The sequence below is a fragment of the Hymenobacter glacialis genome (assembly GCF_001816165.1).
In the GTDB taxonomy this organism is placed as follows: Bacteria; Bacteroidota; Bacteroidia; order Cytophagales; family Hymenobacteraceae; genus Hymenobacter; species Hymenobacter glacialis.
Genome location: NZ_MDZC01000014.1, coordinates 128,503 through 143,701, shown reverse-complemented (window position 1 = coordinate 143,701; position 15,199 = coordinate 128,503). Strand labels below are relative to the sequence as shown.

Below are 15,199 nucleotides of genomic sequence, written 5' to 3'. Positions count from 1 at the left end.
TGAGGGAGGGAAAGGAGATGGGTCGCACCTCAAATTTCCCGCTTTTTTGGAAGTCTTTTCTGTTTTGCGCGCTGCTGGCTACTTCCTAAACAGCTTCTTAGTCTGCACCAACAGCAATACCAATTCTTTTATTTTTAATTCCAATAAATCGTCGTTGACCAGCGCCGGGTTTTGGAAATAAAATTCCAATGATTCGATGTACCGCGAAATCACGCTTTCATTGGCAATAACCGCGCTTTTGCCTACGTAGGCCCGCTTTTCAATCAGGGCCGGCAGTTCGGTGCTGTATATCTGCTTGAGAATATCGGGGTATAAATGGATGGCCAATACTTCGATTGTATCGCCGGCTATTTTAGTAACAAAGTCCAGAAAATAATTGCCGCATTTCATCAGCACCGCCTCCTGGTTTTCTATCAGCAGGTTGTCTTCCACCGACAGCAGCTTGGTGCCCGCGCCCCTTATCTGAATAAAGCAGCCCTCGTTGTGAAAAATAGCCTCGTAGCGATAAGGGGCACTAATGAGCACCTTTTCGATGATGACTTTTCCCCGGTAGGCAAAGGTTTTTCGTTCGATAATCATGAAGAAAGCATACGAGGCCCGGGCGTGGTTGGGCGCAGCCGTAATGGCAGAAACTGCGCGGACCGGCATAAGGTTGTTGGGCGCGCCGACCACCCCGCCCGCGGGCCCGGCTTCCGGGATTTGGTGCAGCTTTGTGCATTCGTCCATGCTCCACTTTTCATTACCCGTCCGCCCATGTCCGCTCCCCTCGTTACGCCCCTGAGCCCTACTGCCAACCCCGAAGTAGCGCAGCTGGCTACGTTCTTCAACGAAACCCTCGGCTTCTGCCCCAACAGCGTGCTCACCATGCAGCACCGGCCGGCCATCGCCACGGCCTTTATTGAGCTCAACAAGGCCGTAATGGCCAATCACGGCCGCGTTACCAGCGCCCTGAAGCGGCTCATCGGCTACCTGAGCAGCCACGCGGCGGGCTGCCAATATTGCCAGGCCCACACTATTCTGGCTGCCGAGCGCTACGGCGCTCCGCAGGAGCAGCTCGACCACATCTGGGAATTTGCCACCCACCCCGCATTTAATGACGCCGAGCGGGCGGCGCTGGCTTTCGCCGTGGCCGCCTCGGCCGTGCCCAACGCCGTGAACGATGAGCTAAATGATGCACTGCGAGCCCACTGGAACGAAGGAGAAATTGTGGAAATTCTGGGAGTCGTGAGCCTCTTCGGCTTTCTCAACCGCTGGAACGACTCAATGGGCACTACCCTGGAAGCCGGAGCTGTGGCCGCTGGCCAACAGCACCTCGCCGGCCAAGGCTGGTCGCCGGGCAAACACGCTTAACGCTGCTCCACCGAGCATGTCATGCTGAGTGGAGCCGAAACATCTCTCTTACTTCGTTCACGCGTAAACCTCACCCCCTGACCCCCTCTCCAAAAGAGAGGGGGCACCGGAAATGCTTGGTTTGGATTTTCAGGCTCCCCTCTCTTTTGGAGAGGGGCAGGGGGTGAGGTCTCGCGGGGCCGGCCTTCAATGAAGCGGTAGAGATGCTTCTGCTGCGCGCAGCATGACGGTCCTAGAATCTATTGTGTGCACCGAGTTCACCTCTGGGAGCTTTTTAACTGACTTGGGTTGAGCAGAAAAATGCTCCCCGGCACAGCCCCATGCGGCGGGGCTGCGTAAGCAGGCGCATGGTTACCCGTCGCTTTGTTTTATCATCCCTTGCCCTGGCTACTGCCGCTGCGGCCGTGCCTTTTCCCCTATCCGCCATGAGTAGTGCTGCTTCCCCCCGCCCCAAGCTGCTGATTTTCGATGTCAACGAAACCATGCTCGACCTGAGCAAGCTGCAGCAGGCCGTCAATCAGGAATTCAAGTCGGAAACGGCCTTCAAACAGTGGTTCGCGCTGCTACTGCAATACTCGCTGGTTGATACCGTGACTGGCAACTACCACAACTTCGGGCAGATTGGCGACGCGGCGCTCGATATGCTGGCGCAGGCTATGGGCCAACCCGCCCGGCCCGCGGCCCGCAAAAAGGAAATCCTCACCCTCATTACCGAGCTGCCCCCGCACCCCGACATCATTCCCGGCCTCACGGCGCTGCAAAAAGCGGGCTTCCGCATGGTTACGCTCACCAACTCGCCCGATGCCACGGTGAAGAAGCAGATGGCCTACGCCGGCCTCACCGACTTTTTCGAGCAACTGCTCAGCATCGATTCGCTAAAGCGCTACAAGCCCCACCCCGAAACCTACCACAGCACCTGCAAGCAGTTGAAGGTAGAACCCGCCCAGGCGATGCTGGTGGCCGCTCACGGCTGGGATACGGCTGGCGCGCAATTGGCGGGCCTGCAGGCCGCGTTTATCTCGCGCCCGGGCCAGCAGGTGTACCCCCTGGCCCCCGCGCCTACCCTCATCGGCCCCACCCTGCCTGACATTGCCCGCCAGCTTATAGGCTAGGCGGCTGGGTATGGCTTGCATGAAGTAACAAGAATGTCATGCTGAGCTTGCCGAAGCATCTCTCCCGCGCCGCCTGTCATCCTGAGCCTGCGAAGGACCTTATCACCCCGCAACGATTCGTTCTCCGGTGATAGGATGCTTCCTTCGTCAGCATGACAGGCGGCGCGGGAGAGATGCTTCGACAAGCTCAGCATGACGTTCTTATAGATCGGGGCAAGGCTTGAACGCAATTGCTTCAGAAAGCCCCCCATTCACCTGCGCTACTCACATTTTCATGCCTTCCATGCCCGCCATGGGCGTAGCACCTTTTTGCAGGATGTATTCGCTGTTGAGCAGGTAAGCGCCATTCACCACGACTTCCTCCCCAGCCTTCAGGTTGGATAGAATTTCGACCTGTTGGCCGGTCTGGGGTCCCAGCTTTACCATGCGGTTTTCGAAGCGGCCATCGGGCATGCGCACCCACAAACTGCTGCCGGCCGACTCCTGCAAAACGGCCTCGATAGGCACCCGAAGGCTACTGACTGTTTCCGGCTGCGCCCGGCTCACCGGTCCCACGGTTTCGACCACCGCTTGTAGGCCAGGCGTGTACTGCTGCTGCGGATTGGAAATTCGGACCCGCACCAGCGCCACCCGGCTTTCACCGGCCAGTTCGGGGCTGCTGAAACTTACCCGGCCTGACACTACGCGGCCCGGAAAGGCGGGAAAGGACACCTGCACGGCTTGGCCATCGCGCAGGGGTTGGTCGGAGGCGTAGCGCTGGGCCTCCACCCACACCGAGCTTAAATCGGCCAGTTGGAGTACGGCGGTGCCCTCGCTCACGTAGTCGCCCTCGCGGATATCGAGGGATTGCACGATGCCGCTGCGGGGGCTGAAATAAGGCATCGGGTTCAGCACTTTGCCCGAGCGCAGTAGCGTGGCTATCTGGCGGGCGCTCATGCCCCAGAGGCGCAGTTTGGTGCGGGCCGCCTCGGCCAGGGGAGCGTAGTCTATTTGTGATGTTTCGCGCAGTTGCGCCTGAGCCAGCAGCAGTTCCTGCTGGGCCTTCAGCAATTCCTCGCTGTAGATGGCAAACAGGGGCGCGCCGGCCCGCACGGTTTCGCCGGTGGCCCGCACGTAGAGCCGGTCGATGCGGCCGGGCACGCGGGCACTCACCTGCACCAGGTTTTCGGGGTTGAGCACCACCCGGCCCGTGAGGCGCTGGCCAGTGACCGGGGCCGCGCCGCTGGTGCCGTCTGCGGAGCCTGGCTGCCCCACTTTGGCCACCTGAATATTGCCCAGCCGCACCTGTTCGGCGCTCAGTTGCAGAGTGCGGGCGCTGCCTTCGGCGCTGGCCGTGGGCTTGTTTACCGCAATCAGGTCCATGCCGCAGATGGGGCAGTCGCCGGGGTGGTCCTGGTGCACCTGCGGGTGCATGGAGCAGGTGTAATAGCGGCCCAGCGCAGCCGTAGCCGATGTGGCCGTGGCATCGGCCTGGGGGGCGGAGGCGGTGGCGGGGTCGTCGGAGCGGCCACAGGCAGCCAGCCCGAGGCCGAGTGCCAGCAGGGCTATAGTTCGCAGGTTTTTCCAGTTACTGCGCATCGGCCACGGGGTTTATAAAGGATTCACTATCGACCAGGTACTGGCCATTTTCGGCAATCCGGTCGTTGGGGCGCAGGCCGCGCACTACCTGCACCTGCGTGCCGCGGCGGGCGCCGGTTACCACGGCTACGGCCAGCAGGCGCGGACTATCGGTCTGCTGCCGAAACACCACCTGCCGGGTGCCGAGGTCGACTACAGACGTGGCCGGCACCCATAGGCCGGCAGTAGCCACCGGGGGCGTGATGCGGCCCGTCAAGAGCTGCCCGATTTTGAGCTGCCCACCGGGGTTGGGCAGGTACACCCGCGCCGTTACGGTGGCGGCGTCGCCGGCCAGTACGGGTTCCAGTAGAGCCACCCGGGCATGCAAGGCCGGTGCCTGGGGCCGGTCGTTGAGCGAAATTTCCACGGGCTGGCCCGGCTGCACGGCGGCCACGTCGCGGGCGTAGAGCTGCAGGCGCACCCACACCTGGTCTATGTTGACTACCTGCAGCACGCGCTGGCCGCGCTCCACGTACTGGCCTTCCTGAATGGCGAGCGGTGCGGTCTGCTCCAGGGCCATACCGGCGGGGGCTGGGTTGCCCGGTTGGCTCATACCCGGGGCACCCGCAGTGGCAGGGCCCGTTTCCATTACGTAGCCGCTCACGGGGCTGAATACACTTACGCTCAGCTGCGGCCGGCCGCGCTGCTCCACGGCCCGCACCTGCGCCGCCGTGAGGCCCAGCAGCAGCAGTTTCTGGCGCGAGGCGTTGAGCAGGGCACGGTCGTCGGGGTCGTTGTTTTTGAGCAGAAACAACAGGTTTTGCTGCTCGGTCACCAGCTCGGGGCTGTAGATATCGAAGAGCTTCTGGCCGGCGCGCACCGGCTGAAACTGGTAGCGCACGTACAGCCGCTCGATGCGCCCACCGAAGCGGGCGGCCACGTTTTCGAAGCGGCGGGGGTCGTAGGCAATAGTGCCCGGCGCGATGATAGTTGCCGCCGAATCGGCCGTTGGAGAAGGCTGCACCAGTTGCACCTGCGACAGCACCTGCTCGTCGGGGGCGGGCACGGTGCGCCCGCAGCGGGGCCGCTAGCCGAGGCCGCTGGAACTGGCACCGTGGTCATCATGCTGGCTTTTTTCACCAGGTTCATGCCGCAGATGGGGCAGTCGCCGGGCTCGTCTCGCAGGATTTGCGGGTGCATGGAGCAGGTGTACACGGCTGCCTCCGCCGCCGGGGCGGTAGCGGCCGGGTCGCTAGTCGGAGCGTCCGGCTTGCCGGAGCAGGCCGTGGCGGCCAGCCCCGCGAGCAGCACGGCCAGCCGGCCCAGGCCGGCCAGCCACCGCAACGGGCGGCACCGCGCAGCAGCGCGGACGGGGCTATTTTTCAATTTCACGCTCATAATCGGTTTGCAGCTGCACGTATTCGAGTTCCTGATTCACGGCTTCGAGGCGGGAGGCGCGCAGCGCCTCCCAGGCCTGCAGCACGGCGGTGAGTTGTTCGGTATTCTGCTCGTAGGCCAGCAGGGTGGCGCGGTAGCTTTTGAGCACGGCCGGCACGATGCGCTGCTCGTACAGCGCTATCTGTCCGGCTTTGGCCTGCAGCCGGGCCAGCAGGCCCGAGGCCTTGCCGGTGGCCTGGGCGACCAGCGCGGCGCGTTCTTCGCGCAGGGCTACGGCTTCCAGACCCAGGGCTGCCACGTTGGCCTTGTAGCCGCGGGCGGCCCAGGGCGCAATCGGTATCGACACCATCCCTTGCAGGGTGTACAGGTTGGGATTATTGCCCCCCAGCGCGTTCATGTGCTGGTAGCGCACCCCAAACTCGGGCTTGCGGCTGGTGAACTCCAGCTCCTGCTGCAGGCGGGTGCGGGCCAGGGTCTGGTCGAGGCGGCGCACGTCGCTGCGGGAGCGGGCCAGGGTGGCCGTGTCGGGCGCGGTGCGGTAGTCGGGGCGGGCGTAGGCGGAGTCGATGTCAAACGGCTCGTTGGGGAGGCGGTTCATGAGCGTGTTCAGGGCGATGCGGCGTTCGTCGATGCGGCCCTGCACCTCCAGCTCCTGGGCTTGTTGGCGCTGCAGCTCGGCCTTGGCCCGGAAGGCGTCGCTGAGCTTCTCGCCACCGTATTTGTAGCGCAGCTCAATGGAGCGGATAATAAAGCGCAGCAGCTCCTCACTCCCATCGAGTATCCGCTGTTTTTTAAGCAGCAGCGCCCAGCTATAGTAGTGCTGCCGGGCATCGGCAAGCAGCTGGTTGCGCTCGTAGGCGCGGCTTTCCTGCTCCAGGCCGGTGCGACTTTGCAGGTAGCGCTCATTAGCCCGCTGCCGCGCCCCGTTGGGAATATTCTGGTCGACTGACAGCATGATGGAGCCCCGCCGCATTGCCGGGCCGTTTTCGTTGGCGCGGGGCGGGTTGTAGGGCATCATGAAGGGGCCGGCACCCACCGTGGGCGGGGCCCAGGTGCGGGCCCCTTTCGCGTAGGCCTCGGCAGCCCCGACGCGGGCCTCGTAGCGCCGCAGGCTGGGGTTGTCGCGGTCCACACGGCGCAGGACCGAATCGAGGGGCAAGCGGGGCCACGTGCCGTCCTGGGCCGCCCCTAAGTGCGGGAGCAGTAATAGTAGCAGCAGCAACAGTGAGATGAAGTAGAATTTCATTGGATTGAATTTCAGAATATTCGAACCGTCATGCTGAGCTTGTCGAAGCATCTCTACCGCTTCGCTTGGCTCCCCTCTCTTTTGGAGAGGGGCCGGGGGTGAGGTTTGGCGTGAGTACGAAGCGGTAGAGATGCTTCGACAAGCTCAGCATGACGTTCTGATTTTACCTGTTCGGATAAGCACTTAATGAGTAATTGCCGGGATTTCCAGGCGGCCGTGCTTGCGCAGTTCGTACTCTTTGGTCATTTCAAACACTACTGGCGTCACCAGCAGGATATGGATGGAGGATGTGAACACGCCCCCAATCAGCGGCAGCACGATGGGCAGCATCACATCGGCCCCCACGCCCGTGGCCCACAGCACCGGTATCAGCCCGAACAGCGACACCGATACGGTCATAATCTTGGGACGCAGGCGCTTGGTGGCCCCGTCCATCACGGCCGCGCGGATGTCGGCGTTGGTGAGGGTTTCGCGGGAGTTGCCTTTTTCGGCCACCAGCTTCTGCATGGCTTCGTTAAGGTAAATCACCATCAGAATGCTGGTTTCGACGGCCAGCCCGAACAGGGCAATAAAGCCCACTGCCACGGCCACCGACAGATTGATGCCGAAAAAGTAGACGATGAACACCCCGCCGATGAGCGCAAACGGAACGGTGATGATGTTGAAAAACGCCTCCTTCAGCGAGCCAAACGTGAAATAGAGCACCCCGAAAATGATGACCAGCACGATGGGAAGTATGAGCTGCAGCGTGCGCGTGGCCCGCAACTGGCTTTCATACTGCCCGCTCCAGTCCAGGAAATAGCCTTTGGGCAGCTTGGTGAGCAGGGTTTCGAGCTGCTGCTTGGCGTCTTCCACGGTGCCGCCCAGGTCGCGGCCGCGCACGTTGAACAGCACCGTGCCGCGCAACAGGGCGTTTTCGGAGTTTATCATCGGCGGGCCCTCGGCCACCCGAATATTGGCCACGGCCGAGAGCGGAATGGGACCCGCACCGGGCGTTTGCACCTGCAGGTTGCGGATGGCGGGCAGCGAGCTGCGGAAGTCCTGGGCAAAGCGGGCGTTCACGCTGAAGCGCTGCCGGCCCTCGATGGTGGTGGTGAGCGGCATGCCGCCCAGAGCCGATTCCACGAGCAAATTCACGTCGTCGATGCTGAGGCCGTAGCGGCCGATTTCGTCCCGGCGGATGGCAATGTCCAGGTATTTGCCCCCCGTAATGGGCTCCACGTACAGGTCTTTCACGCCGGGCACGCCGTCGAGCTGCTGCTTGATGCGGGTGGCCAGCCCGTAAATGGAATCGAGGTTCTGGCCGTACACTTTCACGCCCACATCGGTGCGGATGCCGGTTGAGAGCATGTTGATGCGGTTGATGATGGGTTGCGTCCAGCCATTGACCACGCCCGGAATCTGGAGCTTGCCGTTGAGCTCGTCCACTATTTTGGCCTTGGTCATCCCGTCGCGCCACTGGTCGCGGGGCTTGAGCAGGATGATGGTTTCAATCATCGAAATTGGCGAGTTGTCGGTGGCCGTGTTGGCCCGGCCGGCCTTGCCCAGCACGTGCGCCACCTCGGGCGTGGCCTTGATGATGCGGTCCTGCACCTGCAGAATGCGCTTTACCTCGGTGTTCGACACGTCGGGCAGCGTCACGGGCATAAACAGGATGCTGCCTTCGTCGAGCGGGGGCATAAACTCGGTGCCCAGACTCAGCAGCATCGGCACGCTGATGAGCAAGGCGATGATATTAATGGCCAGCGTGGTTTTGCGCCAGCGCAGGCACCAGTTCAGCAGCGGCGTGTACAGCCGCCCCAGAAACCGGCCCAGCGGGTTGCTGCTCTCGGGCTTGAGCTTGCCCTTCAGCAGATAGCTGATGAGCACTGGCCCCACGGTGATGGCCACGAAGGCATCGACGAGCAGGATAAACGTCTTGGTCCAGGCCAGCGGCGAAAACAGCTTGCCCTCCTGCCCGGTAAGCAAAAACACCGGCAGAAACGACACAATGACGATAATGGAGGAGTAAAAAACCCCCGGCCCGACCTGCTGACAGGCTTTCAGGATAATGCGGCTGCGTTCTTCGCGGGTCATACGGCGGGGGTATTAGGGGCAGGCGCGGCGCTGGCATCCGGAGCAGCGGCAGTGGCCGGGGGCAGGCCCGCCTCTTCGGCGGCCTGGGCATCGGCGAGGTGGCGGTAGGCGTTTTCAACTACCACAATGCCGTCGTCCACAATCACCCCAATGGCCAGGGCAATTCCGGTGAGCGACATAATGTTGGACGACACGCCGAAGGCTTCGAGCAGAATGAAGGCGATGACAATGGAGAGCGGCATCTGAACGAGGATAATCAGGGCGCTGCGCCAGTGGAACAGGAAAACGAGCACGATAATGGACACCACCAGCATCTCCTCCAGCAGGGTGCCCTGGATGGAAGCCACGGCCTTCTCAATGAGCGTGCTGCGGTCGTAGGCAATGGAGAAGCTGACGCCCGGCGGCAGGCCCTTCTGCACCTCGGCCATCTTGGCCTTCACGGCCTTGATGACGAGGTCGGCATTCTCGCCGTAGCGCATCACCACAATGCCCCCCACGGCCTCGCCCTCCCCGTTCACGTCGAAAATACCCAGCCGGATATCCCCGCCCATCTGCACCGTGGCCACGTCCTTCACCCGCACCGGCACCGACTGGTAGGTGCCCACGGGCATGTTCTCCACGTCGGCAATCGACTTGATGTAGCCCAGCCCGCGCACTATGTAGCCCATGTCGCTGAGCTCGAACTTGCGGCCGCCCACGTCGTTGTTGTTGGACTTTACGGCCCGCAGCACCTCGCCCAGCGGAATGCGGTAGTAGTTGAGCTTGGTGGGGTCGAGGTTGATTTGGTATTGTTTTTCGAAGCCGCCAAACGAGGCCACTTCGCTCACGCCGGGCACGGTTTGGAGGGCAAATTTCACGTACCAGTCCTGCAGGGCGCGCTGCTCGCCCAGGTCCATGCCCTTGGCGTCGAGCGTGTACCAGAGCACGTGGCCCACCCCCGTGCCATCAGGCCCGAGGGTGGGCGTTACCTGCGGCGGCAGCAAACGCTGGGCGTAGTTGAGGCGCTCCAGCACCCGCGCGCGGGCCCAGTACAGGTCCACGTCGTCTTCAAAGAGCAGGTACACGAAGCTCATGCCGAACATCGAGGTACCCCGGATATTCTTCACCTTCGGCACCCCCTGCAGATTGGAAACGAGCGGGTAAGTAACCTGGTCCTCAATCACCTGCGGGCTGCGGCCGGTCCACTCCGTAAATACAATCACCTGGTTTTCGGACAGGTCCGGAATGGCGTCGATGGGGTTGCGCTGCATGGAGTACACGCCCCAGCCAAAGAGGCCAGCCGCTACCAGCAGCACCAGCACGCGGTTGCGCAACGCCAACGCAATGAGATTGTTAACCATAGAAAAGCAGGAGATACAGAAACAAGCCGCCCGAAGCGGCGCGGGCCATATGGCCCGGCCGGCTTACTTGGCTGCGGTGGTTTTGGTGAGGTTCATGCCGCATTTGGGGCACTTGCCGGGGTGGTCGGCGTGCACTTCGGGGTGCATCTCGCAGGTGTAGTCGCCCGCCATCATACCGTCCGGCGAGGCCATCATGCTGCTGTCGGCGGGGGCCATGGTGGCGGTTTCGGTGGTGGTAGTTTCGGTGGCGGCCTTGTTGTCGCAGCTGCTGAGCAGCAAGGTGGTGGCGGCGGTCAGGGTCAGGAAAAACATTGGAGTACGCATGGTTTTGTGAAATTGAAAGTGTGAGTAATTAGTAAAGGAGAATTCAGGAGGGGGCATTAGTGGCTAACGCAATTTTTGGCTCCGTGTACGGGGTCGTGCTGGCGGATTGCCAAATCAATGCTCAAGCCAAAACGCACAGCCCTGCCGGACATAGCAGCGCTATATCCGGCAGGGCCGTGAGGCAAAACCGTGGTTCAGACGGTCAGGGAATGCAGGAAAATCCGGATGTCGGGAATTTTTGGGGGCAGCTGCCGGGTGGGTACCAGGGCAACCTTCTCGGTCCGGCTCCACCGCACAAAGCGCGGGGCAGGCAGCAAAACGGTCATATCCGGCAGCAGGGCCGGTGCCGCAAACAGCAGGGACTGGCCCTGCGGGGCATCCTGCGCAGCCAGCAGGCGGGCAATGCCGCGCTTGTTGCAATCGGGGCTTTTGGCGTCTTTGTCCTTGGCCGCCAGCTGGCCCATATCGGCGCAACTGGTGCCCAGGCAGCAGGCGGCCCGGCCGCTTTCGGCAAATGGGTCGCCGGTGCCGGTGCAAAATGCCTGCCCCGCAAATACCCCGAGGTAGGTAACCAGGAAGGTTACTGCCGTCAGGCGTCGGAGCAGGGAGGTGAGGTGCCGCATTACGAAGAACCCAACGCTGAAAGAAGCGCGAAAGTTTTGGTAGGCCAATCTAGCGCCCTTATCAGAAGCTACCAGAAGAGACGTTGCTGGTCGCGAAGCAGCCGACCGAGAATGATGTAGCTACCTTTATGCCATGACAAACTTCCACCTGCCCGCTTCCCTCCTGCTTCTGGCGCTGCCCCTGGCCGGCCACGCCCAGACCACTCCGGCCCGCACCGCCGCGCCGCTGGCCGTGGGCACCGTGGCCCCGGCCTTCAAAGGCAAGGACGCCGCCGGCAAGACCATCGAGCTAAAGCAGCTGCTGAAAAAGGGCCCGGTGGTGCTCTACTTTTACCGCGGCCAGTGGTGCCCCTACTGCAGCAAGCAGCTCAGCCAGCTTCAGGATTCGCTGCAGCTACTTACGGCCAAAGGTGCCCAGATAGTAGTCGTGACGCCCGAAACCCAGGAGAACATCGGCAAGACGGTGGATAAGACCAAAGCGACTTTCCCCATCGTTCAGGACCAGGGCTTCGTCATCATGAAAGCCTACAACACGGCCTTCACCGTCGACCCGGCTACCGCGCTCAAGTACAAGGGTTTCGGGGTTGATTTGCGCAAAGCCAACGCCTCTTCCGACGACGTGCTGCCCGTACCGGCTACCTACGTCATCGGCCGCGACGGCCGCATCAAGTTCACCTACTTCAACCCCGACTACAAGCAGCGCGTGTCGGTGCGCCGGATAGCCGCCGCGCTGTAGCGCCGGGCTTATTGCAGCTTAAACGCCATATCGAGCGCCGTTTGCAGCAGCGGCGGCACTTCCTGGTGGTCCACAATCAGCTTCTGGTTGATGCGGGCCGCCACCGGGTATGGGTACACCTTGTCGAAAATTTCGCTGATGCCCAGCCCGCTGGTGTTGGCCAGAATCAACTCCTGAATCAGTTCGCCCGCGCCGGGTGCCACCATGGCCCCGCCCAGAATGCGGCGCTTACGGCCGGGCAGTGGCAGGGCATTTTTCTCGATGAAGAGCAGCAGGTGGCCGTCGCGGTAGCTGTCCACCACGGCCCGGTCGTCGTCGGCGAAGGAGGTTTCCCAGCGCTCGTAGGCTGTGCCGCGCTTGTCGAGTTCGGCGGCGTCGAGGCCGAAGTGCGCCACCTCGGGGTCGGTAAACGTGACCCAGGAGAAGTGGTCGTAGTCCAGCTTTTTCTTGAGGGGTGAGAAGAAGTTGAACATCAACAGCCGCATATGCAGCTCGGCCCCGTGGCTGAATTTCAGCGAATTGGCGGCATCACCGGCCACAAAAATATCGGGGTTGGTGGTTTGCAGGTGCTCGTTCAGCTTGATGTGGCCCTTGTCGTCCACCTCCACCCCGGCCTTTTCCAGCTGCAGGCCCTCAAAGCTTACGTGCCGCCCAATGGCCACGTACACCAAGTCGAAATCCACCGCAAATGAGTCGCCCGACTTGGGCTTCACTTGGGCCTGCGTGGCGGAGGTAAAGGCCTCCACTTCAGCTTCCAGGTGAATGATAAGGCCCTCGGACTTCAGCCGCTCGGCCAGCACGGCCCGGATGGCGGGGTCTTCGTTTTCGAGGATGGCTTCGCCCCGGTGCACCATGGTTACCTGCGCGCCCAGCCGTTGCATGGCCTGGCCCAGCTCTACGCCGTTGGGGCCGCCGCCTATCACCAGCAGGCGTTTGGGCAGCTCGCGCAGGTCCCACACGCGTTGGTTGTCGTAGAGTTCTACCTGGTCGGCGCCGGGCACGTCCAGCTGCCGGGGCCGCGAGCCGGTGGCCACCACCAGCTTGCGACCAGTATGCGTGCGGCCGTTTATTTCCACGGCGTGCTCGCCCACAAACCGGGGCCGGCCAATTTCAACCGTAATGCCCTGCTCGCGCAGGTACTCGGGGGTTTCGTGGTGCCGAATGATGTCCTGCCGGCCCTGCACATAGTCCATCACCTTGCCCATGTCGGCCGCGCCGCTCACCTGCAGGCCAAACTGGGTGGCCTGCCGGGCCTGGTGCACCTGCCGCGAAGCGTGAATCAGGGCCTTGCTGGGCACGCAGCCGTGGTTGAGGCAGTCGCCGCCCACGTCCTCGGCGGTGAGGTCGATGAGCAGCACGCGCATTTTAACGCGAGCCATGGCCAGGCTCAGGCCCAGCCCGGCCGAACCGGCGCCCAGTACAATCAGGTCAAAATCAGCGGATTTTTCAGTCATGGCATTGATAATCAGTTAGTATATAGAAAAAATGGAGGTGGCAGGCGCCGGGCTCAGCCCCGCCACACACCATTCCCTAGGCGGTGCCTGCGGCCAATTTATTGCTGACGGCATATGGCTTGCGACCGGCTCCAATGAAGCTGTTTGAGAAGCCCTTTGGCACTCAGCAGCACGTTCTATTTATGCCTATCGGCTTTCTATTTCTAATCGGCTCAAATAGCAGAAATCACTACCATACGCATCAGCGACGGTGGTAATTTACTCAAGCGTAAAAGCCGGCTTTTGCACTGGCACCCCTATCCCTAACGGGTGCCAGTTGGTAGGGTTGAGCCCGGTGAGCGCAAAAGTCCATCTACACCGCAAGCGTTTGCGCGCCCGGGTTTTGGAAAGCCAGACACCTATATTGCCCCCTGCGCCGTAAGCAGGCAGTAATGCGGCTCAGTGCACCGCTGCAATCGGTTTTCAGAGCAATCTGAAGCCAGACGAAGCACGAATTCGGCGCCTTTCGGCCAGCAGGGCTCCTCCTCTGGCGCCGGCAGGCGGCCGCCCGAGGAACAAGGCCAACTGCTGCCGGAAGGCGAGTACTTATCTCCGTAGCTTCATTCCTTTTAGTTTTCATCTTTCGCTAATTTCCCGCCTATGGTGCGTTTTCGTTTTCTCTGGCAACAACTCCAAGAGTCTTTGTGGTTTGTGCCGGGGCTGCTGGTGCTAAGCGCCGTGGGCCTGGCCTACGGGCTGATTACATTTGATGCGAATACGTCTTTTGACGGGGCCAAACAGTTTCCGCTGCTGTTTGGAGCCGGAGCCGAGGGCTCGCGGGGAATGCTCACCGCCATTGCCGGCTCCATGCTCACGGTGGCCGCGCTGGTCTTTTCGCTCACGCTCTCCACCATTTCGCAGGTCAGCAGCCAATACTCGCCGCGGGTATTGCGCAATTTCATGAGCGACCGGAGCAACCAGGTGGTGATGGGCTACTTCGTGGGCGTGTTTGTGTATTGCCTGCTGGTGCTGGGTACCATCCGCTCCGTCGACGAGCAGAAGTTTGTGCCGGCTACGGCCGTACTCGCGGGGCTGGTGCTGGCGCTGGGAGGCGTGGTGGCCCTCATCTTCTTCATTCACCACACCGCCGAATCCCTGCAAACCGGCACCATTCTGGAGCGCATCACCAACGATACCGCCGAGAGCATCGAAAAGCTGTTTCCCACCAAAGTGGGCGAGCCGGCTCCCGAATCAGCAAAGCCCCCGCTGTGGTTGGGAAACGGGCAGGTAGTGCATACCAATGGGCCAGGCTACGTGCAGCACGTAAACGCGGCAGCCCTGCTGCACTGGGCCAACGAACATCAGGCCTTTGTGGAGTTGGCGCATACGGTGGGCGCCTTTGTGAGCGAGCAGGACGTGCTGGCTTACGTGCTACAGGATGAGCCCGGAGCCAAGCCGCTGGATGACGAGGCGCTGACGGATTTGCGCGGCTGCGTGGGACTGGCGCGGCACCGCAGCACGGAGCAGGACGTTAGTTTCGGTCTGCAGCAGCTGGTAGACATTGCCCTGAAGGCCCTCTCGCCGGGCATCAACGATACCACCACGGGCATCATGGCCATCGACCGGCTGGGGATGCTGGTGCAGCTCCTGGCGGGCCGGCCCTTCCCTACCCGCCTGCGCACCGATGACGAGCAGCACCCGCGGGCCTGGATGCCCGCCCCCGACTTTGCCGGTTACCTACGCCTGGCCTTCGATTTGGTGCGCATCAACGCCCGCGGCAATCATGCGGTGCTGCTGCGTCTGCTGGACTCCCTGGCCCGCGCCGCCGACGCCGCCCGCCCCGCCGGACGCCGCCCCGACATTGCCGAGCAAGCCCAGCTGCTGCGTGACTACGCCGAGCAGACCCTAACCACCGAGTATGAGAAACAAGCGGTGCGCGCCCGTTTCGACGAACTAAGTGCGCGCTGGCAGGTAGCAAATCCGATGTGAGACCAGGTAAGTGGC

13 protein-coding genes and 1 pseudogene are annotated in these 15,199 nt (G+C 62.1%); 4 read left to right on the top strand and 10 right to left on the bottom strand.

Features of this window, described 5'->3' with window-relative positions:
* Positions 1–78: 78 nt before the first annotated feature.
* Complete coding sequence (locus tag BEN48_RS01255) at positions 79–579, bottom strand: hypothetical protein (RefSeq protein WP_125932416.1); 501 nt, start codon at positions 577–579, stop codon at positions 79–81.
* 174 nt (positions 580–753) lie between these two features.
* Here BEN48_RS01255 and BEN48_RS01250 point away from each other — a divergent pair, with 174 nt between their 5' ends.
* Positions 754–1,350, top strand: coding sequence for a carboxymuconolactone decarboxylase family protein (locus BEN48_RS01250; RefSeq protein ID WP_070732124.1), 597 nt, complete (start codon positions 754–756; stop codon positions 1,348–1,350).
* A 425-nt stretch (positions 1,351–1,775) separates the two neighbouring features.
* A complete protein-coding gene (locus BEN48_RS01245) occupies positions 1,776–2,462 on the top strand; it encodes a haloacid dehalogenase type II (protein ID WP_070732122.1) in 687 nt (228 codons plus the stop codon).
* Positions 2,463–2,726: 264 nt separating this feature from the next.
* Here BEN48_RS01245 and BEN48_RS01235 read toward each other — a convergent pair whose 3' ends face one another.
* The 8 genes and pseudogenes from BEN48_RS01235 to BEN48_RS01205 form a co-directional block, all read right to left on the bottom strand.
* Positions 2,727–4,040, bottom strand: a complete 1,314-nt coding sequence (locus BEN48_RS01235) for an efflux RND transporter periplasmic adaptor subunit (RefSeq protein ID WP_070732118.1) — start codon at positions 4,038–4,040, stop codon at positions 2,727–2,729.
* Positions 4,030–5,085 (bottom strand): efflux RND transporter periplasmic adaptor subunit, encoded by a 1,056-nt coding sequence (locus tag BEN48_RS01230; RefSeq protein WP_070732116.1) that lies wholly within the window; start codon positions 5,083–5,085, stop codon positions 4,030–4,032. The genes BEN48_RS01235 and BEN48_RS01230 overlap by 11 nt, the downstream gene beginning before the upstream one ends.
* Positions 5,086–5,162: 77 nt before the next feature.
* Positions 5,163–5,417, bottom strand: a pseudogene (locus tag BEN48_RS20125) (heavy metal-binding domain-containing protein); the annotation flags it as partial.
* Positions 5,395–6,663 (bottom strand): TolC family protein, encoded by a 1,269-nt coding sequence (locus BEN48_RS01225; protein ID WP_070732114.1) that lies wholly within the window; start codon positions 6,661–6,663, stop codon positions 5,395–5,397. The gene BEN48_RS01225 and the pseudogene BEN48_RS20125, both read right to left, overlap by 23 nt.
* Before the next feature lie 183 nt (positions 6,664–6,846).
* Positions 6,847–8,739, bottom strand: a complete 1,893-nt coding sequence (locus BEN48_RS19895) for an efflux RND transporter permease subunit (RefSeq protein ID WP_070732112.1) — start codon at positions 8,737–8,739, stop codon at positions 6,847–6,849.
* Positions 8,736–10,079 (bottom strand): efflux RND transporter permease subunit, encoded by a 1,344-nt coding sequence (locus BEN48_RS19890; protein ID WP_083320642.1) that lies wholly within the window; start codon positions 10,077–10,079, stop codon positions 8,736–8,738. The genes BEN48_RS19895 and BEN48_RS19890 overlap by 4 nt, the downstream gene beginning before the upstream one ends.
* Positions 10,080–10,142: 63 nt before the next feature.
* On the bottom strand, positions 10,143–10,403 hold the full coding sequence (locus tag BEN48_RS01210) for a heavy metal-binding domain-containing protein (RefSeq protein WP_125932415.1): 261 nt from the start codon (positions 10,401–10,403) through the stop codon (positions 10,143–10,145).
* A gap of 194 nt (positions 10,404–10,597) precedes the next feature.
* A complete protein-coding gene (locus tag BEN48_RS01205; RefSeq protein WP_125932414.1) occupies positions 10,598–11,026 on the bottom strand; it encodes a hypothetical protein in 429 nt (142 codons plus the stop codon).
* Positions 11,027–11,159: 133 nt separating this feature from the next.
* On the opposite strand from BEN48_RS01205, the gene BEN48_RS01200 reads away from it, so the two are divergent.
* Positions 11,160–11,762: a peroxiredoxin-like family protein gene (locus tag BEN48_RS01200; protein ID WP_070732106.1), complete on the top strand. Its 603-nt coding sequence runs from the start codon at positions 11,160–11,162 to the stop codon at positions 11,760–11,762.
* An 8-nt stretch (positions 11,763–11,770) separates the two neighbouring features.
* On the opposite strand, the gene BEN48_RS01195 is transcribed toward BEN48_RS01200, so the two are convergent.
* Entirely contained in the window at positions 11,771–13,216 is a 1,446-nt protein-coding gene (locus tag BEN48_RS01195; RefSeq protein ID WP_070732104.1) for a dihydrolipoyl dehydrogenase family protein, read from the bottom strand.
* A 639-nt stretch (positions 13,217–13,855) separates the two neighbouring features.
* On the opposite strand from BEN48_RS01195, the gene BEN48_RS01190 reads away from it, so the two are divergent.
* The gene (locus BEN48_RS01190) at positions 13,856–15,184 is read left to right on the top strand and encodes a DUF2254 domain-containing protein (RefSeq protein WP_070732101.1); all 1,329 of its coding nucleotides are present in this window, start codon (positions 13,856–13,858) and stop codon (positions 15,182–15,184) included.
* The last annotated feature ends 15 nt before the right edge of the window (positions 15,185–15,199 follow it).